At 71.8% G+C, this 21,020-nt stretch carries 21 protein-coding genes; 14 read left to right on the top strand and 7 right to left on the bottom strand.

Annotated features, from left to right (window positions below):
- The first annotated feature begins 50 nt into the window (after positions 1 to 50).
- From ABD331_RS11860 to ABD331_RS11880, 5 genes are all read left to right on the top strand, one after another.
- Positions 51 to 968: a proline dehydrogenase family protein gene (locus ABD331_RS11860; RefSeq protein ID WP_344473655.1), complete on the top strand. Its 918-nt coding sequence runs from the start codon at positions 51 to 53 to the stop codon at positions 966 to 968.
- Positions 969 to 2,594: an L-glutamate gamma-semialdehyde dehydrogenase gene (pruA, locus tag ABD331_RS11865; protein ID WP_344473658.1), complete on the top strand. Its 1,626-nt coding sequence runs from the start codon at positions 969 to 971 to the stop codon at positions 2,592 to 2,594.
- 125 nt (positions 2,595 to 2,719) lie between these two features.
- On the top strand, positions 2,720 to 3,700 hold the full coding sequence (locus ABD331_RS11870; RefSeq protein WP_344473660.1) for a GlxA family transcriptional regulator: 981 nt from the start codon (positions 2,720 to 2,722) through the stop codon (positions 3,698 to 3,700).
- The gene (locus tag ABD331_RS11875; protein WP_344473662.1) at positions 3,697 to 4,320 is read left to right on the top strand and encodes a DJ-1/PfpI family protein; all 624 of its coding nucleotides are present in this window, start codon (positions 3,697 to 3,699) and stop codon (positions 4,318 to 4,320) included. The genes ABD331_RS11870 and ABD331_RS11875 overlap by 4 nt, the downstream gene beginning before the upstream one ends.
- A gap of 46 nt (positions 4,321 to 4,366) precedes the next feature.
- Positions 4,367 to 4,570: a hypothetical protein gene (locus ABD331_RS11880; RefSeq protein ID WP_344473664.1), complete on the top strand. Its 204-nt coding sequence runs from the start codon at positions 4,367 to 4,369 to the stop codon at positions 4,568 to 4,570.
- 1,013 nt (positions 4,571 to 5,583) lie between these two features.
- Here the strand turns inward: ABD331_RS11880 and ABD331_RS11885 are convergent.
- Positions 5,584 to 6,168, bottom strand: a complete 585-nt coding sequence (locus ABD331_RS11885) for an ArsR/SmtB family transcription factor (RefSeq protein ID WP_344473666.1) — start codon at positions 6,166 to 6,168, stop codon at positions 5,584 to 5,586.
- A 68-nt stretch (positions 6,169 to 6,236) separates the two neighbouring features.
- Here ABD331_RS11885 and ABD331_RS11890 point away from each other — a divergent pair, with 68 nt between their 5' ends.
- The gene (locus tag ABD331_RS11890; RefSeq protein WP_344473668.1) at positions 6,237 to 7,538 is read left to right on the top strand and encodes an MFS transporter; all 1,302 of its coding nucleotides are present in this window, start codon (positions 6,237 to 6,239) and stop codon (positions 7,536 to 7,538) included.
- Between the two features lie 56 nt (positions 7,539 to 7,594).
- Positions 7,595 to 8,401: a serine/threonine-protein kinase gene (locus tag ABD331_RS11895; protein ID WP_148438856.1), complete on the top strand. Its 807-nt coding sequence runs from the start codon at positions 7,595 to 7,597 to the stop codon at positions 8,399 to 8,401.
- A gap of 363 nt (positions 8,402 to 8,764) precedes the next feature.
- On the opposite strand, the gene ABD331_RS11900 is transcribed toward ABD331_RS11895, so the two are convergent.
- Together ABD331_RS11900 and ABD331_RS11905 are read right to left on the bottom strand one after the other, a co-directional pair.
- Positions 8,765 to 9,511 (bottom strand): lysophospholipid acyltransferase family protein, encoded by a 747-nt coding sequence (locus ABD331_RS11900; RefSeq protein ID WP_344473671.1) that lies wholly within the window; start codon positions 9,509 to 9,511, stop codon positions 8,765 to 8,767.
- A gap of 18 nt (positions 9,512 to 9,529) precedes the next feature.
- Complete coding sequence (locus ABD331_RS11905) at positions 9,530 to 10,696, bottom strand: cytochrome P450 (protein WP_344473673.1); 1,167 nt, start codon at positions 10,694 to 10,696, stop codon at positions 9,530 to 9,532.
- Between the two features lie 54 nt (positions 10,697 to 10,750).
- Between ABD331_RS11905 and dhaK the strand changes: the two genes are divergently transcribed.
- The 3 genes from dhaK to ABD331_RS11920 are packed head-to-tail and all read left to right on the top strand — an operon-like array spanning position 10,751 to position 12,776.
- Positions 10,751 to 11,731: a dihydroxyacetone kinase subunit DhaK gene (gene dhaK / locus ABD331_RS11910; protein WP_344473675.1), complete on the top strand. Its 981-nt coding sequence runs from the start codon at positions 10,751 to 10,753 to the stop codon at positions 11,729 to 11,731.
- On the top strand, positions 11,731 to 12,348 hold the full coding sequence (gene dhaL / locus ABD331_RS11915; protein ID WP_344474241.1) for a dihydroxyacetone kinase subunit DhaL: 618 nt from the start codon (positions 11,731 to 11,733) through the stop codon (positions 12,346 to 12,348). The genes dhaK and dhaL overlap by 1 nt, the downstream gene beginning before the upstream one ends.
- 53 nt (positions 12,349 to 12,401) lie before the next feature.
- Positions 12,402 to 12,776 (top strand): PTS-dependent dihydroxyacetone kinase phosphotransferase subunit DhaM, encoded by a 375-nt coding sequence (locus ABD331_RS11920; protein WP_344474243.1) that lies wholly within the window; start codon positions 12,402 to 12,404, stop codon positions 12,774 to 12,776.
- Between the two features lie 12 nt (positions 12,777 to 12,788).
- Here the strand turns inward: ABD331_RS11920 and ABD331_RS11925 are convergent, their stop codons facing one another.
- The 4 genes from ABD331_RS11925 to ABD331_RS11940 are packed head-to-tail and all read right to left on the bottom strand — an operon-like array spanning position 12,789 to position 16,678.
- Positions 12,789 to 14,804, bottom strand: coding sequence for a thiamine pyrophosphate-binding protein (locus tag ABD331_RS11925; RefSeq protein ID WP_344473677.1), 2,016 nt, complete (start codon positions 14,802 to 14,804; stop codon positions 12,789 to 12,791).
- Positions 14,801 to 15,574, bottom strand: coding sequence for a cyclase family protein (locus tag ABD331_RS11930; RefSeq protein WP_344473679.1), 774 nt, complete (start codon positions 15,572 to 15,574; stop codon positions 14,801 to 14,803). Before ABD331_RS11930 ends, ABD331_RS11925 begins: the two co-directional genes overlap by 4 nt.
- Positions 15,575 to 15,634: 60 nt before the next feature.
- Positions 15,635 to 16,225, bottom strand: coding sequence for an Rv1352/Rv1906c domain-containing protein (locus tag ABD331_RS11935; RefSeq protein WP_486348505.1), 591 nt, complete (start codon positions 16,223 to 16,225; stop codon positions 15,635 to 15,637).
- Positions 16,226 to 16,249: 24 nt separating this feature from the next.
- Positions 16,250 to 16,678, bottom strand: coding sequence for a CBS domain-containing protein (locus tag ABD331_RS11940; protein WP_344473683.1), 429 nt, complete (start codon positions 16,676 to 16,678; stop codon positions 16,250 to 16,252).
- Positions 16,679 to 16,816: 138 nt separating this feature from the next.
- Between ABD331_RS11940 and ABD331_RS11945 the strand changes: the two genes are divergently transcribed.
- The 4 genes from ABD331_RS11945 (at position 16,817) to ABD331_RS11960 (ending at position 21,020) form a co-directional block, all read left to right on the top strand.
- The gene (locus ABD331_RS11945) at positions 16,817 to 18,220 is read left to right on the top strand and encodes an aminopeptidase P family protein (RefSeq protein ID WP_344473685.1); all 1,404 of its coding nucleotides are present in this window, start codon (positions 16,817 to 16,819) and stop codon (positions 18,218 to 18,220) included.
- Between the two features lie 136 nt (positions 18,221 to 18,356).
- Positions 18,357 to 19,148 (top strand): MlaE family ABC transporter permease, encoded by a 792-nt coding sequence (locus ABD331_RS11950; RefSeq protein ID WP_148441617.1) that lies wholly within the window; start codon positions 18,357 to 18,359, stop codon positions 19,146 to 19,148.
- Positions 19,148 to 20,002 (top strand): ABC transporter permease, encoded by an 855-nt coding sequence (locus ABD331_RS11955; RefSeq protein ID WP_344473689.1) that lies wholly within the window; start codon positions 19,148 to 19,150, stop codon positions 20,000 to 20,002. Before ABD331_RS11950 ends, ABD331_RS11955 begins: the two co-directional genes overlap by 1 nt.
- 4 nt (positions 20,003 to 20,006) lie before the next feature.
- Positions 20,007 to 21,020: an MCE family protein gene (locus ABD331_RS11960; RefSeq protein WP_344473691.1), complete on the top strand. Its 1,014-nt coding sequence runs from the start codon at positions 20,007 to 20,009 to the stop codon at positions 21,018 to 21,020.

A 21,020-nucleotide genomic window follows, 5' to 3' on the forward strand; every position in this document is an offset into this window, starting at 1 on the left:
GTTACGCCCGTCGATGGCCCCCTCTGAGCTGCGGTTTCTAGACTGAGCGCATGCTGGGTCAACTGCTGCTCGCCGCTTCGAGGAGCGGCGTCGTACGCCGTACCGTGTCAGGCTTCCCCCTCACGAAGAGGGTCGTGAAGCGTTTCGTCGCGGGCGAGAGCGTCCAGGAGGCCCGCGCCGCGATCGAACGGCTGCGCGACGCGAAGCTCGCCGTCACCGTGGATCATCTCGGCGAGGAGACGCTGGACGCGCGCGCCGCCGAGGACACCGCCAACGCCTACATCACGCTGCTGCAGGCCGTGCAGCCACTCGAGCTGGGCGCCGGGGGCGAGGTGTCGGTGAAGCTGTCGGCCGTGGGGCAGCGGCTCGACGACTCCATGGCGCTGGAGCACGCCCGCGAGATCTGCGCCGCCGCGGCCGCCAACGGCTCGACCGTCACGCTCGACATGGAGGACCACACCACGGTCGACTCCACGCTGTCGATCCTGCGCAAGCTGCGCGAGGACTATCCCTCGACGGGTGTGGCGATCCAGGCGTACCTGTTCCGCAGCGAGCAGGACTGCCGCGACCTGTCCGCGGAGGGCTCGCGCGTGCGGCTGGTCAAGGGCGCCTACCGCGAGCCGGCGTCGGTCGCGCACCAGGGCAAGCCGGACGTGGACAAGGCCTACGTGCGATGCCTGCGGATCCTCATGGCGGGGAAGGGTTACCCCATGGTGGCGACGCACGACGACCGCATGATCGCGATCACCGAGCTGCTCGCCGACCGCTTCGGGAGGACGATCGGCGACCACGAGTTCCAGATGCTCTACGGAATCAGGACCGACCGGCAGGAGGCCCTGGCCGGGGCCGGTCACACGGTCCGCGTGTACGTCCCCTACGGCGACGACTGGTACGGCTACTTCATGCGCCGCCTGGCGGAGCGCCCGGCCAACGTCGCCTTCTTCCTTCGTGCCCTTGGGGGTAAGTAAATGGATGCCATCAGCAACGTCCCCGTGCCCGCGAACGAGCGCGTGTACGGCTACGCGCCCGGCAGCGCCGAGCGGGAGACGCTGGAGGACCGCATCAAGGAGCTGGCCGGCGCGTCGCTCGACCTGACCTTGACCATCGGCGGTGAGCAGCGGCTCGGCGGCGGCGCCCCCATCGACGTGGTGCAGCCGCACAACCATGCCTCCGTCCTGGGCCGTACCAACGACGCTACGGCCCAGGACGTGCAGGACGCGATCTCGGCGGCGCTCCAGGCGGCGCCGGCGTGGCGGTCGCTGTCGTTCGACGAGCGGGCGGCGATCTTCCTGAAGGCGGCGGACCTGCTGGCGGGCCCGTGGCGGGCGACGCTGAACGCGGCGACCGTCCTGGGGCAGTCGAAGTCGGCGCAGCAGGCGGAGATCGACGCGGCGTGCGAGCTGATCGACTTCCTGCGCTTCAACGTGGCCTACGCCCGGCAGCTCTACGCCGACCAGCCGATCTCCTCGCCCGGCGTGTGGAACCGGATGGAGTACCGCCCGCTTGAGGGGTTCGTGCTCGCGATCACGCCGTTCAACTTCACCGCGATCGCCGGCAACCTGCCGACCTCGGCCGCGCTGATGGGCAACGTCGTGGTGTGGAAGCCGTCGCCGACGCAGCAGTTCGCCGCGCACTTCACGATGCGGCTGCTGGAGGAGGCGGGGCTGCCGCCGGGCGTGATCAACCTGGTGACGGGCAACGGGCAGGCCGTCTCCGAGGTGGCGCTGGGCCACCCGGCGCTGGCGGGCATCCACTTCACCGGCTCGACCCCGACGTTCCAGCACCTGTGGCGGACGATCGGCACCAACATCTCCGCCTACCACACCTACCCGCGTCTCGTCGGCGAGACCGGCGGCAAGGACTTCGTGCTCGCGCACCCCTCCGCCGACCCGGCCGTCCTGACGACGGCGCTGGTCAGGGGCGCGTTCGAGTACCAGGGGCAGAAGTGTTCCGCGGCGTCGCGGGCGTACGTGCCGCGCTCGCTGTGGAACCGCATGCGTGACGACTTCGTCGCCACCGCCGAGTCGCTGACGGTCGGCGACGTGGCGGCCGACCTGTCGACGTTCATGGGCGCGGTCATCGACGCGCGGGCGTTCGCCAAGCACAAGGAGGCGATCGACCGGGCGCGCGCGGCCTCGAACATCGACGTGCTCACCGGCTCCTACGACGACTCCGTCGGCTACTTCGTCAAGCCGACCGTCCTGGAGTGCGCGGACCCGTCCGACGAGATCTTCGTCAAGGAGTACTTCGGGCCGATCCTCGGCGTGCACGTCTACGAGGACCGCGACTACGACCGGGTCGTCGACCAGATGGAGAACGTCTCCCCGTACGCGCTGACCGGGTCGATCATCGCCCAGGACCGGTACGCCATCGCGGCGGCGGCCGAGCGGCTGCGCTTCGCGGCGGGCAACTTCTACGTCAACGACAAGCCGACGGGCGCCGTCGTGGGCCAGCAGCCGTTCGGCGGCGGGCGCGCGTCCGGCACCAACGACAAGGCGGGCTCGATCTTCAACCTGACGCGGTGGGTGAGCGCCCGCGCGATCAAGGAGACGTTCGTGCCGCCGACCGACCACCGTTACCCGCACATGGGCTGAGCGCCCATCGCCGCCGAGAGCCTCCGGGTCCTGCCCCCGGGGGCTCTCGTCGTTCGCGGGTGGTGGCGTAATCTGCAATATTCGTGTCGTTGACGCCATCACGGGCCGCGTCCAGCATGGGAGACATGCAGCGACGGATCCTGATCGTCGTCTTCCCCGGCTTCCAGCTCCTCGACATGGCCGGCCCCGCCGACGTGTTCGGCACGGCGGCCCTCCTCTCGCCCGCGGACGGCTACACGGTGGAGGTGGCGTCCCCCGGCGGCGGCGCCGTGCCCGCGGGGAACGGCGTCACGGTCATGACGGGCACGCTCGGCGACGTCACGGGCCCGCTGGACACGCTGCTGGTGGCGGGCGGCTTGAGCGTGCCCGAACACGTCCAGGACCGCGAGCTGATCGCCGACGTCGTCCGCCTGGCGGCCGGGGCGCGGCGGGTGGCGTCCGTCTGCAACGGCGCGTTCCTGCTGGCGGAGGCCGGCCTGCTGGACCACCGGCGGGTCACCACGCACTGGCTCGCCGCCGGCGAGCTGGGCAGCCGGTACGCGGACGTCCAGGTCGACCCCGACCAGCTCTACATCGAGGACGGCGACGTCTGGACCGCGGCGGGCGTCCTGTCAGGCGTGGACCTGGCGCTCGCCCTCGTCGCCAGGGACCACGGCCACGAGCTCGCCACGAACGTCGCCCGCGGCCTCGTGGTCTACCTGCACAGGCCGGGCGGGCAGAGCCAGTTCAGCACCCCGATGCGGGCGATGACGCCGCGCAGCGAGCCGCTCAGGGAGTTGCAGGCCTACATCGACGCGAACCCGTCCGCCGACCTCAGCGTGCCCGCCCTGGCCGCCCGCGCCGGCATGAGCGAGCGGCACTTCTCCCGCGTCTTCACCGAGCAGACCGGCCTGTCACCCGGCCGGTACGTCGAACGCAGCCGCGCCGACACCGCCAGGCGGCTGCTGGAGGTGACCGGTCTCCCCCTGTCCGCGGTGGCCAGGGAGGCGGGCCTCGGCACGCAGGAGACGCTCTACCGGGTCTTCCGCCGGCACTGGCGGATCTCGCCCGGCGACCACCGCAGACGATTCCACTCCATCTCCAGGGAAAGGCCACGGGGCACATGAACATCGCCATCCCGCTCTATCCGCGGTTCACGGCGCTCGACGCGGTGGGGCCGTACACGGTGCTGGCCTTCGCGCCGGGCTGCACGGTCACGTTCGTGGCCGGCGAGAGAGGGCCGGTCGCCGACGACCACGGCACCCTCTCGATCACCGCCACCGCCACCTACGCCGACCTGCCCGCACCGGACGTGATCGTCGTCCCGGGCGGCAGCGGCACCTTCGACGCCCTCGCCGACGAGGCCCTGGTCGGGTGGATCCGGCAGGCCCACGAACACACCCGGTGGACGACCTCCGTGTGCAGCGGCTCCCTGCTGCTCGGCAAGGCGGGGGTGCTGGAGGGGGTGCGGGCCACCTCGCACTGGGGTGTTCTGGACGAGCTCAAGCGGTACGGGGCTGAGCCGGTGAGCGAGCGCGTGGTGACCGCCGGGAAGATCGTTACGGGGGCGGGGGTGTCGGCGGGGATCGACATGGCTCTGACGCTGCTGGGGGAGGCTGGTGGGGTGGAGGTGGCGGAGAGTGTGCAGCTTCTGATCGAGTACGATCCGGAGCCGCCGTTCGACTGCGGGTCTGCGAAGAAGGCGACTCAGGAGATGATGGGGCGCGCCCTGAGCTTGCTTCCCTGACGGAGGTTGGTCTGGGGCAGGTGCGTCGGAGTCGTGCAGGTCCATCGTGTACGCCCGCGTCCCGTACACCCGCGTCCCGTACACCCGCGTCCCGTACACCCGCGTCCCGCACGCCCACATCGCGCACCCCGGCATCGCGCACGCCAGGGTCTCGTACGAGGCAGGCGCCCCCGTCCCTCCAGCCCGGGACGAGGGCGCCGCCCCTCCGGGCCCTATGTCCGGCGGGCCCGGAGGCCTGCCGCGCACCTGACGCGCGGACCGCCCCTGCACGTATGGGCTGCGGCGCCGCCGAACATCGCCCGCTCCGACGGCGGCGCCGCGCCCGGTATCCCGGCCCGCGTCCCTCCCCGCGAACCGGCCCACAGCCCAACCGACAGCCCCGCCCGCGGACCCGACCGCAGCCCAGCCTGCGACCCTCCCCGCAGACCAGCCCACAGCCCAGCCCGCAGACGGGCCGGCAACCCTGCCCGCAGACTCGCCCATGGACCCACCCGCACCTGCACGTGCCGGAACCGCGTACGGGCGCGCTCGCGCGCGGGCGAGCCCCCGCCTGCCGCCCATGGGAGCGCCCCGCACCCGCCGGCCTTGGATCGTTCCAGAAGGCCGAGAGGGGCGCGAGGCCCAGGGTCCGCGGTCCGGCCACCACCCGCATCGGTGCTGCGCGCCATGGTCGACTCCTACGTCAGTTGAGCACTGCTCGTGATAGGCCGGGTGTCGATGAAACTATGGGGTCACGCGAAGCCCTGGCTTCAGGGCGGCACCTAGGGAAATCCCTAGGTTGTGATCGCCCCCGGCACCCTGACCCCCCGCCGGCCGGCCGCCGCACCCCGCCCCGCCAGCCATCACGCCCGCACCGACCAGCCGTTGCCTCTCAGCCAGTCAGCCCTCGCCCCCACCCCCCGTAGGCCGCCACGCCCACGCCAGCCAGCCGACACTCCGCACCCCGCCAGCCGTCGCCCTACGCCGGTCGGCCACTGCTCCCCACCCCGCCAACCGTCGCCCAATGCCGGTCGGCAGCCGCTCCCACCCCGCCAGCCACCACGCCCGCACCGGCCAGCCGTTGTCTCCCAGCCGGTCAGCCCTCACCACCCCGGTCCGCCGTCACGCCCACACCAGCCAAGCCTTGCCGCCCAGCCAGTCAGCCCCAACCCGATCCTGGTCACCCATCACGCCCACACCGGCCAGCCGACGCTTCCCACCCCCAGCCCTCGCCCACACCGGCCAGCAGACGCTTCCCACCCCGCCAGCCCTCGCCCACGCCGGTCAGTCCTCGCCGCCCACGCCCGTCGGCAGCACGTCGAAGTGCACGATGACATGCCCGGTCGACTCGTCCTCCCGGGTATCGGACAGCGCACGGTACCGCTCCAGCACTTCGAACACCTGATCCCGCATCAACGCCGTCTCCTCGGGCGTCAGCCGCAGCGACCGCCGCCCGTACGCGCTCGCCTGCACCCACTCCTCGGGCGCCGTGGCCGACTCCTCGCGCCAGCGGGACAGTTCAGCGCCGCGGGTGCGTACCAGGTCGTCGAGCAGGTAGTCGAGCGCGCCCGCCACCTCGGGGTCGGCGGGGCGGGCCTCGCCGTAGGAGTAGCCGCCGGGCGTGATGCGCCAGTACTTCTCCTTGCCGCGCCCCATCCCGGCGACGACCTCGATCATGCCGTGCTTGGCCAGCTCTCTGAGGTGGTAGCTGGTGGCGCCGGTGTTCTGGCCGAGGCGGGCGGCGAGGCCGGTGGCCGTGGAGGGGCCGTGCTCGTCCAGGAGCTCGTAGATGCGCAGGCGCAAGGGGTGGGCGAACGACTTCAGCGCGTTCGCGTCGAGGGTGCGGGCGGAGAAGCTCTTGATTTGCATCGCTGTGCAAGCCTATCTTTGCAAAGGAAATTATGCACACTTTTCCTTACACACTATCGGAGCGAGCTGTGGCACGTCTTGGGCGGTCGTTCGCCTTCCTGTGGTCCTCCACGGGGTTGTCCAATCTGGCGGACGGGGTGTTGAAGATCGGTGCGCCGCTGCTGGCCGTGAGCATGACCCGGTCGCCCACCTTGGTGTCTCTCGCGGGGGCAGCCGCCACGCTGCCGTGGCTGCTGCTGGCGTTGCACGCGGGCGCCATCGCCGACCGGGCCGACCGCCGGCTGATCATGGTGAGGGCGAACCTGGTGCGCGCCGTTCTCCTGACCGCCGTCACCGTCCTGGCCGTCCTCGGGCTGCTGAACCTCTGGCTGCTGCTCGCCGCCGTGCTGCTGGCGGGCGTGTGCGAGGTGTTCGCGGATCTGTCGGCGCAGTCCGTCCTGCCCATGACCGTCTCCGGAGCGGAGCTGACCAGGGCGAACGGACGTGTGTCCACCGCGCAGATGATCGGCAACGACTTCGTCGGCGCGCCGGCGGCGGGGGTGCTCGTCGTGGCGCTGCCCGCCGCCGTCTTCGGCGCACCCGCCCTCCTGTACGGCGCCGCGGGGCTGCTCCTGCTCGGCATGCGCGGCACGTACCGGATGCCCGGCCCGCCCGCGCACCGCCGCGAGGGACACCCAGGCGGGGGACCGGGTCATGCTCACGGCCAGCAGCACCGCCCCATGCGGGCCGACATCGCCGAGGCGCTGCGTTATCTGTGGAACCACCGCTTGCTGCGCAGCCTCGCGCTCACGGCGGGCCTGCTCAACCTCGCCAACGCCGGCTACTTCGCCGTCTTCGTGCTCTGGGCGGTCGGCGACGGATCGCGGATGGGGCTGGAGCCGAGCGAGTACGGCCTCATGACCACGGCCTTCGCGGTCGGGGCGGTGTTCGGATCGCTGCTGGCGGAACGGGCGGCGGGAGTGCTCGGCGAGCTGCGGACCCTCGTCGGCAACTGGCTCATCACCAGCGTGCTGCTCCTGGTGCCGGTGATCGTGCCGTCCCCGTGGACGCTCTACCCGACCGCCGTGCTGTGGGGCGTGGTCGGCGCCGCGGGGAACGTCCTGGTGATCTCGATCCGCCAGCGGCTCATCCCGGCGGAACTGCTCGGGAGGGTCAATTCGGCATACCGCCTCATCGGGATGGGTGGCATGCCCCTGGGAGCGGCCCTGGGAGGCGTCGTGGCGGAGCTGGCCGGCCTGACAGCCGCCCTCGTGGGCGCCACAGGAGTATGTTTGGCGGCAGTCGGACTGGTGTGGCGCGCTTTGTCAGATCAATTTTCTGGGCCTCTGACCAGCGAACCTACACTTTCCGACATATCCACATCACGTTAGGCACCCTACAGCTCGTGCTGAGGTGACATGATTATCCCCGAGCTTGAGGGGATGGTATGCGGAAGATCGGCGGACGGTACCTCCTGAACGAGGAGGCCGGTCGTGGGGGTATGGGAGTCGTCTGGCGGGCGTTCGATCAGCTCCTCCACCGTACGGTGGCGCTTAAGGAGCTGACCTTGGCCGGTGAGGCCGAGATGGTGCGCCGCCGGGTGCTGCGTGAGGCCCGGATGGCAGCCGGGCTGACGCACCCCAACATCATCACGGTCCACGACCTCATCGAGGAGGGCGGCAAGCTCTGGATCGTGATGGAGTACCTCGACGGGCTCTCGTTGCACCAGTTGCTGTCGCAGGTGGGCACACTGCCCGCCCAGTCGGTGGCGGCCATCGGGCAGCACCTGCTCGCGGCGTTGCGCACCGCCCACCAGGCCGGCGTGCTGCACCGCGACGTGAAGCCCGCCAACGTCATGCTGACCGGCGACCGGGTGGTGCTGACCGACTTCGGCATAGCGACCGCCGAGGGCGACATCCGCATGACCACCTCCCGCCGCCTGCGCGGCACGCCCGCCTTCATGGCGCCCGAGCGGCTGCACGGCGGGCCGGCCAGCAAAGAGGCCGACATGTGGTCCTTCGGGGCCACGCTCTACAGCGCCATCGAAGGGCAGCCGCCGTATCCGGGGCAGGATGCGGCCACCGTGCTGGGGATGGCGCGCAGCGGGCCCTATCCGCCGCCTCGGCGGGCCGGGGTGATGCGGCCGCTCATCGAAGGGCTGCTGCATGGTGATCCGGTGCGGAGGTATACGCCGGAGCAGACGGCGGGGTTGCTGGCGGGGATGCGGGCCAGTGCTTATCAGGCGGCCATCTGATCGGTGAGTGGGGTGGCCGGGGGGCGTTCTTGCGTGCCGGGTGCTGTCCTGCTCGTGGTGCCGGGTGTCGTGCGCGTGCCGGGTGCCGTACTACGCGTCGCCTTGGGCGCCGTACGTGTTGCGCCGGGCACCACCGCGCACCTCCTCGCCGCACCGGCGCCGGGTGGTGCGGGCGGGTGAGCCTGGTGTGTGCGGCGTTGCGCGCCCGTTGAGCGCCGCCACGGCGGGCCGAGGTGCGGGGGGTGGGCGGCGCAACGCGTACGGCGGCCGGCGGAAAGCGAACGACGGAAAGAGCGTCCGGCGGAAAGACCGGACGGCGGAATGAGCGCCCGACGTAAAGGGGACGGCGGGCGGATGGGCGGGTCAGTCGCGCTGGGCGCGGGCCTCGGCCTCGGCGGCGTCCATGGCGGCGGCCTCCTCGGGAGTGGGCGCGGTGCCGCCGAGGTGCGCGGGCTGCCACCACACCCCTTGCGGAACCTCCGGATAGGTGCGCTGCGCCCGATCCACCAGCTCCGACAGCCGGGCGTGCAGATCGGCGGTGTGCTCGTTGACGTTCTCCCCGCGCTTGGGGTAGATCGGCTCCCCCACCAGGATGGTGAGCGGCACGTGACGCTGCAGCAGCTTGCGCGGCCGCCCCTTGGTCCACAGCCGCTGGCTCCCCCACAGGCTCACCGGGATGATCGGCGTCCCGGTGGCCATGGCCATGCGGATGGCCCCGTTCTTGATCTCCTTGACGGTGAAGGAACGGCTGATGGTGGCCTCGGCGAACACGCCGACGACCTCGCCCGCCTTCAGCATGCGCAGCGCGGTGGCGTACGAGCCGGCGCCCGCCCCCCGGTCGACGGGGATGTGGTGCATGCCGCGCATCAGGGGGCCGGAGATCCGGTGGGTGAAGACGTCCTCCTTGGCCATGAAGCGCACCAGCCGCTTGGACGGCAGCGCGGCGAACCCCGCGAAGATGAAGTCGAGGTAGCTGATGTGGTTGCTCACCAGCACCGCTCCCCCGGACCGCGGCACGTGCTCGGTGCCCTCCATGTGGAAGCGGATGTCGAGCGCGCGAAAGAGGGTCCGCGCGGCGGCGATCACCGGCGGGTACACGATCTCAGCCATGTGCGAACGGTAACCTACTCAGGCGGGTGTGACGGTAGTCGGGAGGCACACCATGCCTCTGACGTTGCCGTGGGCGGTGCGCCTGATGCCGTCCGGATCGACGTCGTAGCCGGGCCTGACGGCCTTGGTGAGTTCCTCCAGAGCGATTCTGGCCTCCAGCCTGGCGAGGGGGCCGCCGAGGCAGTAGTGGCGGCCGGCGCCGAAGCTGATGGCGCGGCCGGTGTCGCGGCTCAGGTCGTAGGCGTCGGGGTCGGGGAAGACGGTCTCGTCGCGGTTGGCCGAGCCGATCAGGAGCCACATTCTGGCGTCCTTGGGCACGCGGGTGCCGTACCAGTCGGTGTCGCGGGTGAGGCGGCGGGCGACGCCGTGGGCGGGGGTGTCGTAGCGCAGCGACTCCTCGACCCACTGCTCGACCTTCCCGCCGAACGCGACGGCGCGCTGGGCGGGGTTGCGCCACGCCCAGTACCAGGCGGCGCTGAGCAGGTGGGTGGTGGTCTCGGCGCCGGCGCCGATGAGCAGGAAGAGGAACGCGACGATGTCCTCGTCGGCGAGTTCGTCGTCGGCGACGAGCACGGAGACGAGGTCGTCGCGGGGCGTCTTCCTGCGTTCTGCGATGATCGAGCGGTAGTAGTCGCCGAGGCCGATGACGCTTCTGAGCCCGTCCTCCGCCATCTTGCCCTCGGGGTCGTACATGAGCAGGGAGCCGAAGTTCCTGCGGACGTGCGCCCGGTCGGACGGCGGCACGCCCACCAGCTCGGAGATCACGTCAAGCGGCAGCTTGGCGGCGATCTCGCGGGCGAAGTCGAACGTGCGGCGCTCGATCGCGCGTCCGATGTGGTCGCGGGCGATCTGCCTGATCATGGGTTCGAGTGCGGCGACGCGGCGCGGGGTGAAGCCTCGGGAGATCGCGGCGCGCATGCGGGTGTGCTCGGGCGGGTCCATGGCCACGAACGACAGGAACGTGCGCGCGTGCGGCCCCCACGCGCCCGGGTCCAGCATGGGGCCGTGGTCGCTGGACAGCAGGGAGCTGTCGGTGAGCGCGGCCGAGACGTCGGCGTAGCGGGACAGGGCCCAGAAGCCGAGGGCGGGATTGTGGTACAGGGGCGCTTGCGCACGCAGCCGGGCGTAGACGGGGTAGGGCTCGTCGTTCACCGCGGGGTCGTACGGGTTGTAGACGACATCCACGCCGCCCACGCTACGACGCTTGCGCAGTCGTGAAAACGGGCAGATGTTTTGACCATGAAGAAGCTCATCAACTCGGCCGACTCCGTAGTTGAGGACGCGTTGAACGGCATGGCCGCGGCTCATCCGTCGCTGCGGATCCGCGATCAGGTGGTGTACCGGGCGCAGGGCCCTCGTCCCGGGAAGGTGGGCCTGGTCTCGGGGGGCGGCTCGGGGCACGAGCCGCTGCACGCCGGGTTCGTCGGGTACGGCATGCTCGACGCCGCCTGCGCGGGCGAGGTCTTCACCTCGCCGGTCCCCGACCAGATCATCGAGGCCACGAGAGCCGTGGACGGCGGCGCGGGGGTGCTGCACATCGTCAAGAACTACACCGGCGACGTGCTCAACTTCGAGATGGCCGCCGAGCTGACCGAGGACGTCGAGGTGGCCAGCGTGCTGATCGACGACGACGTGGCCGTGCGCGACTCCCTCTACACGGCGGGCCGCCGCGGCACCGGGGCGACGCTGTTCGCGGAGAAGATGGCCGGGGCGCTGGCCGAGGAGGGCGCGCCGCTGCACGAGGTCGCCGCCGTGGCGGCCGAGGTGGACGAGCGCAGCAGGTCGTTCGGCATCGCGCTGTCCTCGTGCACGGTCCCCGCCGCCGGGAAGCCCACGTTCGACCTGCCCGAGACGGACGTGGAGCTGGGCGTCGGCATCCACGGCGAGCCCGGTCGGGCCAGGGTGTCGATGGTGTCGGCGCGCGAGCTGGCCGCCGTGGCGATGGAGGCCGTTCACGGCGACCTGCCGCTGCGGGGCGATCTGCTGGTGATGGTGAACGGCATGGGCGGCACGCCCCTCATGGAGCTGTACGTGGTGTTCGCGGAGGTGGCCGCGTTCGTCAAGGGCAAGGGGGCACGGGTGACGCGGTCGCTGGTGGGCAACTACGTGACGAGCCTGGAGATGCAGGGCTTCTCGGTGACCGTCTGCCGGCTCGACGACAGGCTGACCCGATGGTGGGACGCGCCCGTCGAGACGCCCGGCCTGCGCTGGGGGCGGTGATGGAGACGGCGCTGTTCGTGGCCTGGTTCGAGGAGGCGGCCAGGCTGGTGCGCGCCGACCGCGACCGGCTGACCCGGCTGGACGCGGCGATCGGCGACGCCGACCACGGCACCAACCTCGACCGCGGCCTCAGCGAGGTGCTCAAGGCGCTGGCCGACTCGGCGCCCGGGTCCGAGGCGGAGGTGCTGACGACGGCGGGCGCGACCCTGATCCGCCGCGTCGGCGGGGCTTCAGGGCCGTTGTACGGGTCGCTGTTCCGGCAGATGGGCAAGGCGCTGGAGACGCCGGTGACGCTGGCGGGGTTCGCGGCGGCGTTCGAGGAGGGGGTGGTGGCGGTCGAGCGGCTGGGCAAGGCCGCGCTGGGTGACAAGACCATGGTGGACGCGCTGGCGCCCGCCTCGCGTGCGCTCGCCCTGGCCGTACGGGACGGGGTGGGGGTGCGGCAGGCGCTGGATCAGGCGGCTCGGGCGGCCGGGGAGGGGTCGAAGGCCACCATTCCGATGCAGGCCCGGAAGGGGCGGGCCAGTTATCTCGGGGAGCGGAGTGTGGGGCATGAGGATCCGGGGGCGGCTTCGGCGACGTTGATCATGACCGCGCTGGCCGCCGTGGCGGGATAGGGCCCGCTGCGGATGGCTCATGGCGTGACGGCGGGAGGTGGTGGGGCGGCGTGATGGTGGGTGTGGTGCTGGTGTCGCACAGTGCGGGCCTGGCGGCCGAGGCGGCGGCGCTGGCGCGGGGGATCGCGGGTGAGGACGCGCCCGTCGTGGCGGCCGGAGGCACGGCGGACGGCGGGCTGGGCACGAGCCTGGACCTCGTCGAGGCGGCCGTGCGCGGCGTCGATCGCGGGGCCGGGGTGGTGATCATCCCCGATCTCGGCAGCTCCGTGCTGACCGCCCGGTTGCTGGAGGAGGACGGGCGGGTGGTGGTGGCCGACGTGCCGTTCGTGGAGGGGGCGATCGCGGCGGCGGTGGCGGCGGGCGCGGGCTCGCCGCTGGCCGACGTGCTCGAAGCGGCCGAGGAGGCCCGCGCCTTCCGCAAGCTCTGAACGCCCGAGAACCTAGTGGCCCTTGAAGGCCTCTTCCAGCCACCAGGACCCGCGCTCCCCCGTCACCTTGGCGTGCACGAGCAGCGGCCGGTCGCGTGGCCCGTTCAGCCAGTCGGCCACCCCCGCCAGGTCCTCCGGCGCGGTGACGGTCACGGCGGCCAGGCCGTGGCCCCGGGCGATGGCGGCGAGGTCGGCCGGGGGGAAGGTGACGGTGCCGAGGGGGTGGCCGTGCGGGCCGAAGTGGTGCACCTCCGCCCCGTACGCCTCGTCGTCGTACACGACGATCACCATGGGCAGCCCGAGCCTGACCACGGTCTCCAGCTCTGCAAGCCCCATCAGCGTGCCGCCGTCGCCGAGCGCGGCCACCGGGAGGCGGTCGGGGCGGGCCACGGCGGCGCCGATGGCCGTCGCCAGGCCGAGCCCGACCGACTGGAACGCCTGGGTGAAGCAGAACCCGCCCTCGTCCGGGACATCGAGGAACATCGACGGATATCCCATGAAATTTCCGGAGTCGATGGAGACGATCCGCTCCGCGGGCAGGAGCTCGTCCAGGCCGATCGTGAGCGTTCTCGGGTCGATCCGGCCGCCGCCGCTCTCGTCCTCGTACGGCATGGCCTGCCACCGCCCCTCGGCCCCGATGCGCGCGGCCAGCTCCGCCGTACGGTAGCCGGCAGACTGCGCGACCTGGGCCGTCACCGCGCGGGCGACCTCGGCCACGTCGCCCACCACGCCCAGGTCGGCGGGGACGTGCGTCTTGAGCGCCGCGGCGTCGAGGTCCACCTTGGCGACCCTGGCCCGCGCTCCGATGAGGGCACCGTGGCGGGTGGTCCACATGTTCAGCGCGCAGCCCCAGGCGACGACCAGGTCGGCCTCGCGGACCAGCTCGGCGGTCAGCGGGGTGGCGAAACCGCCGGACACGTCGAGGTCCCACGGGCTGCCCCGGAAGAGGCCCTTGGCCACCGCGGACGTCGCCAGCAGGGCTCCCGTCCGTTCGGCCAGGTCCTCCAGCTCGCGCCGCGCCTGCCTGGCGCCGCGTCCGGCGATGAACACGGGCCTGGCTGCCGACTCCAGCGCCGCCGCCAGCGCCGCCACCTCGGACCCCGCCGGCACGGCCACCTCGGCCCCGGCCGGCGCCGCCATCCGCCCGGGCTCGCCGCGGAAGGCGGAGGCCTGCACGGACTCCTCACGGAAGGCGGACGACTCCTCGCGGAAGGCAGAAGCCTGAGCGGACGACCCCTCGCCGGAGTGGGAGGCCTGCGCGGGGAACGCGGGGGCCGACGCGGGCGACTCCTCGCCGAAGCCGGAGGCCTGCGCAGGCGCCTCGCGGAACGCGGGGGCCGACACGGACGGCGCCTCGCGCGAGTCAGGGGCCGACGCGGACGGCGCCTCGCCGAAGGCGGAGGCCTGCGCCGACGCCTCGCGGAACGTGGCGGCCGACACGGACGGCTCCTGGCGGGGCGCGGTGGCCGGGGCGGAGGGCAGGCCTGACGGCGGCACGACCGGCAGCAGCCCCGCGACCAGCCCTTCCACGTCGTCGGGCCCCTCGTAGACGGCGGCCTGCACGTCGAGCGGCAGGTTCAGCAGCACCGTACGCCGCTCCCCCACCGCCACCCGGTAAGCCTCGACCGCCTGCTCCACAGCCGCACCCGCCGAGGTGACCCGAAGGGCGACCGCCCCGACCGCAAGAGCCAGCGCGGCCTGGTCGATGTGGAAGTTGGACTGCGCCTCGGTGGCCTCCCCCGCGACCACGATCACCGGCGTACGGCTCTTGGCCGCCTCCGTGAGCCCCGTCATGGCGTTCGTGAGCCCCGGCCCCTGGTGCACCGTCACCACGCCGGCGTGCCCGCTCATCCGGGCGTAGGCGTCGGCCATGGTGGCGGCGCCGCCCTCGTGGCGGGCGGCGACGAAGCGCGCGCCGCCGGCCACGAGGGCGTTGGTGACGTGGAAGTTGCCGCTGCCGACCACCCCGAAGACGGTGCCCGCGCCGCAGGCGGCCAGGGCCCTGCCGACGGCTTCGGCGACGATCAACGTTCCACCAGGGCGAGCACGCGGACGGGGCTGCCCGAGCCGCCCACGATGGGCAGCGGCGGGGCGACCACGACGGCGCCGGTCACCGGCAGGCGGTCGAGGTTGCGGAGCTGGGTGAGGCCGTACTTGCCGGCGCCGAGGAGGAAGGAGTGGCAGGGGAAGGCCGGGTCGAAGGAGTGGGCGGCGCCGGCGTCGGTGCCGACGGTCTCGACGCCGAGGCCGAGGATGGGCGTCTCGGCGGCCAGCCACTGCGCGCACTCTGCGGAGATGCCGGGGGTGTGCGGCCCGGTCTCGTCGGCGTTCAGGAAGGCGGCCTGGTCGCCGGAGCGGGTGTCCCAGCCGGTGCGGTAGAGCAGCCAGCCGCCGTCGGGCAGCGCGCCGTTGGCCCGCTCCCACTCCTTGACGTGGTCGATCTGCAGGAGGAAGTCGGGGTCCTTGGACGCCTCCGCCGCGAAGTCGAGCACCACGGCGGGCGCGATCAGGCTGCGCGCGGGCACCTGGGAGACGTCCTGGCCGTCGCGGGCGGTGACCCAGTGGACGGGGGCGTCGAAATGGGTGCCGGTGTGCTCACCGGTGTGGATGTCGTTCCAGTACCAGGCCGGGCCGCGGTCGTCGTACCGGCTGATCTCCTCCAGCCGGAACGGGATCGTGTTGCCGAAAGGCTCGGGGAGCTGGAGGATCGGCGTCTTCGACGAGAGAGGCGCGGTCAGATCGATCACCTCGATGGCCCCGCCGCGCACGCTGTCCACGAAGCTCTGCAACACCGACATGTCTTCCTCCTTGGTGGGCTGAGCGCATCCTCCTACGCTGGCCCTACCAGTGCAAACAGGTCAGGCCTTGGTCCACTCCACGCAGCCGCCCGTCTGGAACGCCTTGTCCGTGGCCAGGATCGTGACGGTGGCGGGGCCGTTCGGCATGCCGGTGGCGATCACGCCGCCGGTGGGGGTGCGCAAGCGGGCCCAGTAGCACATCGGGAAGCCGGACATGGGGCCGCTCGTGCGGTAGGTGCCGGGCTGGATGTCGGTGCCGACGACGAGCGTGCGCAGGAGGGAGGAGATGTCGACGGCGAGCCCGGTCGCACCTGGCGTCGTCCCGAGACCGGGCTGGGTCTGTCCAGGCGGAGTCTGTCCAGGAGGGGTCTGGCCGGGCGGGGTCTGCGCAGGCGGGGACGGGGGCGGGGTGGTCTGGGCGGGCGGGACGGTCTCCTCGGCGGGCGGCGGCGTGTCCTCGACCGTCACCGTGACCCTCGGGTCGGGCGCCTCCTCCCCCGACGTCGTCCCCGCCCCGAACCCGACGAGCACCCCCAGCAGGAAGCCCAGCAGCGCGGCGAGCCCCGAGACGAGCACGATGATCGGCGGACTGTTCGTCGCCCGCGGGTACTCGGGGTACCGGGGGTAGTCAGGTGGCGGAGGCCCGTACATCACGGACCAAGCGTGCCATCCCTGTCAACGATGGAGATAGTCGACGAGCGACGCCTTCTCCGTCTCCAGCTCCTCGATGGCGCTCTTGACGACGTCGCCGATGCTGACGATGCCGACGAGCCTGCCGTTCTCGACGACGGGCATGTGCCGGAAGCGCTGCGTGGTCATGGTGCGGCGCAGTGAGTCGACGTTCTCGCCAGGGCCGACCGTGGTGACCTCGGTCGTCATGATCGAGGAGACCGGGGCGTCGAGGATCGAGGCGCCGCGGTCGTGCAGGCGCCGTACGACGTCGCGCTCGGAGACGATCCCCTCGATGGTCTCGCCGTCGGTGGAGACGACGACGGCTCCGATATTGTGCTCCGCGAGCTGGGCGAGCAGCTCGCGCACGGTGGCCTCAGGCGCCACGGTCGTCACGCCACTGCCCTTGCCGCGAAGGATCGTCCCGATGAGCATGTGCACCACCTCTGCCCTCAGTCTTCCAAGCTTGCCTCCAGGCAAACAAGCCCGTGGGGACGGAGTCAATGGGTCCCGTAGGCTGCTTGGCATACGAAATTCCGTACATAGACCGAAATATCACCCAAGGACTGCCGAATGACCGAGCCGCTCAACACCGGAAGCCACGATCTGCCCGTCACGGAGGAGCTGGCCGCGTTCATGCGTACCGGCTGGGGACGGCAAGGCACGGCGGAGGTGGCGGCGGAGGTGAGCGCGCGGCCGATCGCGCCGTGGGCGGCCAAGCGGCGGGCCGCGCTGGCACAGCGCTTCCCCGGCGAGCGGCTGGTGATCCCTGCGGGCACGCTGAAGGTGCGCAGCAACGACTGTGACTACCGGTTCAGGCCGCACAGCGCGTACTCGTACCTGACGGGCGCGAACGAGTCGGACGACGTGCTGGTGATCGAGCCGTCCGGCCAGGCCGTCCTGTACGTCAGGCCGCGCGCCCCGCGCGAGGAGGGCCAGGAGTTCTACCGCGACCGCCGCTACGGCGAGTTCTGGGCGGGCCCGCGCCCCGACCTGGCGGAGGCGGCCGAGCTGTACCAGATCGACTGCGCCCACATCAGGGAGCTGGACCTCACGCGCCCGGCCAGGGTGCTGCGCGGGGTGGACGCCCGGGTGGACGCCCAGGTCGCGGCGGGCGGCGGCGACGCGGAGCTGGAGTCGTTCCTGTCGGAGACGCGGCTGGTCAAGGACGAGTGGGAGCTGGGCGAGCTGCAGGGCGCCGTGGACGCGACCGCGCGCGGCTTCGAGGACGTCGTGCGCGCGCTGCCGCGGGCGCTCGGCCACCGGCGTGGCGAGCGGTACCTGGAGGGCGTGTTCGGGCTGCGTTCGCGGCTGGAGGGCAACGCGGTCGGCTACGACAGCATCGTGGCCGCCGGCTCGCACGCCTGCGTGCTGCACTGGATCCGCAACGACGGCGCGCTGCACGCCGGCGACCTGCTGCTGATGGACGCGGGCGTCGAGGCCGACACGCTCTACACCGCCGACGTCACCCGCACCTTCCCCATGTCGGGCCGGTTCAGCGCGGTGCAGCGGCAGGCGTACGAGCTGGTGTACGAGGCGCAGACGGCCGCCATCGCCACCCTGCGGCCGGGCGCCCGCTTCCGCGACTTCCACCTCGCGGCCATGCGCGTCATCTGCGACGGGCTGCGCGACTGGGGCCTGTTCAAGCAGTCCACCGACGAGCTGATGGAGACCGGCCTGTACCGGCGCTACACGCTGTGCAGCAGCGGCCACATGCTCGGCCTGGACGTGCACGACTGCGCGAAGTCCCGCTCCGAGGTCTACCTGGACGGCGTTCTGGAGGAGGGTCACGTGCTGACCGTCGAGCCGGGCCTGTACCTGCAGCCGGACGACCTGACGCTGCCGGAGGAGCTGCGCGGCATCGGCATCCGCATCGAGGACGACCTGGTCGTCACCGCGACCGGCGCCACCCTGATGTCGTCGGCCCTGCCCCGCCACCCCGACGAGATCGAGTCGTGGATGGGCGCCCTGCTGTAACGGAACGGCCACTATTCGTACCCGGCTGACAAGGCACGCACCCGCCCTCATACCTTTCGCGCAAATTCCCGCGTAGCCATGGCCTACTGGACAGCCCGTCAGTAGGGTTGGCGATCCGTAGGCGGCGGAGGTGGTGATGGCCTGGTCCGGGTACGTCGGACGCCGGGCCGGCTCGGCCCTCGGCCAGGTCGGTGACCTGTTCGTCATCGTGCTGGAGGGCCTGCGCCGGAGCTGGGACGTCAGGCGCTGGTGGTGGGAGTTCGTCGACCAGTGCTGGTTCCTGGCCCGCGTCACCAGCGTGCCCGTCCTGCTGGTCGCCCTGCCGCTGGGCGCGACCGTGGCCTTGCAGGTGGGCGAGCTGGCACGGCAGCTCGGCGCCGGCTCCGCGACCGGCAGCGCGGTCTTCGTCGGCCTGATCCGCGAGGTGGCGCCGCTGGCCAGCGCGCTGCTCATCGCCGGGGCCGGCGGCAGCGCGATGACCTCCGACATCGGCGCCCGCCACATCCGCGACGAGCTGAGCGCGATGGAGGTCATGTCGGTCAACCCGATCCACCGCCTCGTCACGCCGCGCATGTGGGCGGCCAGCACGATCGCGGTGTGCCTGTGCCCGCTGGTCATCGTGGCGGGCGCGGCAGGCGGCTACTTCTTCAACGTGGTCGTGCAGGGCGTCACGCCGGGCGCCTACTTCGACGGGGCGCTGTCGCTGGTCGTGGCCTCCGACCTGTACGTGACGCTGTTCAAGGCGTGGATCTTCGGGTTCATCGCGGCGGGCGTGGCCTGCTGGAAGGGCATGACGTGCGCGACCAGCCCGGTCGGGGTGGGGCGGGCCGTCAACCAGGCGACCGTGGTGACGTTCATGCTGGTGTTCACGTTCAACTACGTGATCTCGGCCGTGTACTTCCTGGCCTACCCGCCGAGGTCGCTCTGATGGTGACGCGGACGGCCGGCCTCCGGATCGCCCTCAAGGGGCGGGACGCAGCCGAGCGGTTCGCGTCGCTGGCCGACTGGCCGCTGTTCGTGTGGCGGGTGCTGTTCTACTCCGTACGCGACGTCGTGCTCAGGCTGAAGTACGTCAAGGTCGTCGTCCGCCAGGTCAGCGACGTGGTCGTGGGCGTCGGGGCGACCGTCATCGGCGGCGGCATGATCTTCGTGGTGTTCACCATGGCGTTCGTCGTGGGCGCGACCGTGGGATTGCAGGGCTACCAGGGGTTGCAGGCCATCGGCGCGGAGTCGTTCATGGGGCTGGTGGGCAGCTTCGCCAACGTCCGCGAGATCACCCCGATCATCGCCGCCACGGCGCTGGCGGCGCAGGTCGGCTCGTCGTTCACGGCCGAGCTTGGCGCGATGCGGATCTCGGACGAGATCGACGCGCTGGAGGTGATGGGCATCAACGCCTTCACCTACCTGATCTGCACCCGGGTGGTGGCGGCGCTGCTGGCGCTGGTGCCGATCTACCTCATCGCGCTGTTCGCCAGCTTCTTCGCCACCCGGCTGATGTGCACCGCGCTGTTCGGGCTGGCGCCCGGCGTCTACGACTACTACTTCTACCTGTACCTCCCGGTCAGCGACATCGTGTTCAGCGTCGCCAAGGTCGCGGTGTTCGCCTTCGCCGTCATCGTCATCCACTGCTTCCACGGCTTCCACGCCACGGGCGGCCCGGTGGGCGTGGGGGTCGCGGCGGGCCGGGCCATCCGCCAGTCGATCGTCACGATCGTGCTGCTCAACCTGCTGCTGTCGTACCTGTTCTGGGGCGGCGGCGGCAACATACCGCTGACGGGGTGAGCCGGTGGCCCGAGCTGATCTTCCTCTCGCCGCCCGGCTGGGCATCGCGCTGGCCGTGGTGGCCGTCTTCGCCGCCGCCGCCCTGTACGCCGTGCGCTCGGCCACCCTGGTCCCCGGCATCCGCCTCGACGCCGTGTTCGGCCGGGCCGGGCAGGGCCTCGACAGCGGCTCCCCCGTCAAGATCCGCGGCATCACGGTGGGCGAGGTGACGGCACTGTCGCTGGACGTCCAGGGCAGGGCCGTCGTCACCATGCACGTGACCGTCGAGGTGCCTGCGACCACGGTCGCGTCCGTGGAGCCCGCGTCGGTGTTCGGCCCCAAGTTCGTCGCCCTGGAGCCGGGCGCCGACGAGACGACCGGCCCCTACCTCGCCTCCGGCGCCGTCATCACCGACACCCGCGACCCGCTCGACCTGTCCGACACGCTCGGCGACGCCTACGAGGGCCTGGACGCCGTCGATCCGCGCGAGGTCACGGTCATCGTGCACACGCTGGCCAAGGGCCTGGAGGGGCAGGGCACCGACCTGCGCGAGCTGATCGGCGACGCGGGCACCGTCGTCGGCGTGGCGCACCGGCACCGGCAGCGAGCCAGGCAGTTCCTGCACGACTCGGCGCTGCTCGGCACCGCCCTGTCGGACAAGGGCGACGACCTGATCTCCATCTCCTCCGACGTCAACGTCATCACGCCCGACCTGCTGGAGCGGGCCGACAAGGTGCGCGTGCTGCTGCAGGAGATCACCTCGATCTCCGGCCAGGTCACGCACGGCCTGGCCAAGCACCGGCAGAACCTCCGGGCCGGCGTGCACTCGGCCGAGCGGGTGGCCGCGCTCATCTACGCCCAGTTAGGCCTGGCGGGCGACGGCGTGCGCGGCCTGACCACGCTGGTGGACCTGCTCAACGAGCTGATCGAGGCGCAGGGCCCTGGCAACAGCCGCCAGCTCCAGGTGGAGGCGTTCGTGGCCACCGACGTCTGCGAGCTGATCGTCGGCGCCTGCGGCCCGACCGACGGGAGGCGCTGA

Source organism: Nonomuraea monospora (assembly GCF_039531895.1).
Classification (GTDB): Bacteria; Actinomycetota; Actinomycetes; order Streptosporangiales; family Streptosporangiaceae; genus Nonomuraea; species Nonomuraea monospora.

Bases quoted from the DNA above. Each gene is read 5' to 3' on its own strand.
- ABD331_RS11860 (WP_344473655.1), top strand. From the start codon at position 51: ATGCTGGGTCAACTGCTGCTCGCCGCTTCGAGGAGCGGCGTCGTACGC.
- pruA (WP_344473658.1), top strand. From the start codon at position 969: ATGGATGCCATCAGCAACGTCCCCGTGCCCGCGAACGAGCGCGTGTAC.
- ABD331_RS11870 (WP_344473660.1), top strand. From the start codon at position 2,720: ATGCAGCGACGGATCCTGATCGTCGTCTTCCCCGGCTTCCAGCTCCTC.
- ABD331_RS11875 (WP_344473662.1), top strand. From the start codon at position 3,697: ATGAACATCGCCATCCCGCTCTATCCGCGGTTCACGGCGCTCGACGCG.
- ABD331_RS11885 (WP_344473666.1), bottom strand. From the start codon at position 6,168: ATGCAAATCAAGAGCTTCTCCGCCCGCACCCTCGACGCGAACGCGCTG.
- ABD331_RS11895 (WP_148438856.1), top strand. From the start codon at position 7,595: ATGCGGAAGATCGGCGGACGGTACCTCCTGAACGAGGAGGCCGGTCGT.
- ABD331_RS11900 (WP_344473671.1), bottom strand. From the start codon at position 9,511: ATGGCTGAGATCGTGTACCCGCCGGTGATCGCCGCCGCGCGGACCCTC.
- dhaK (WP_344473675.1), top strand. From the start codon at position 10,751: ATGAAGAAGCTCATCAACTCGGCCGACTCCGTAGTTGAGGACGCGTTG.
- dhaL (WP_344474241.1), top strand. From the start codon at position 11,731: ATGGAGACGGCGCTGTTCGTGGCCTGGTTCGAGGAGGCGGCCAGGCTG.
- ABD331_RS11920 (WP_344474243.1), top strand. From the start codon at position 12,402: ATGGTGGGTGTGGTGCTGGTGTCGCACAGTGCGGGCCTGGCGGCCGAG.
- ABD331_RS11930 (WP_344473679.1), bottom strand. From the start codon at position 15,574: ATGTCGGTGTTGCAGAGCTTCGTGGACAGCGTGCGCGGCGGGGCCATC.
- ABD331_RS11935 (WP_486348505.1), bottom strand. From the start codon at position 16,225: ATGTACGGGCCTCCGCCACCTGACTACCCCCGGTACCCCGAGTACCCG.
- ABD331_RS11940 (WP_344473683.1), bottom strand. From the start codon at position 16,678: ATGCTCATCGGGACGATCCTTCGCGGCAAGGGCAGTGGCGTGACGACC.
- ABD331_RS11945 (WP_344473685.1), top strand. From the start codon at position 16,817: ATGACCGAGCCGCTCAACACCGGAAGCCACGATCTGCCCGTCACGGAG.
- ABD331_RS11950 (WP_148441617.1), top strand. From the start codon at position 18,357: ATGGCCTGGTCCGGGTACGTCGGACGCCGGGCCGGCTCGGCCCTCGGC.
- ABD331_RS11955 (WP_344473689.1), top strand. From the start codon at position 19,148: ATGGTGACGCGGACGGCCGGCCTCCGGATCGCCCTCAAGGGGCGGGAC.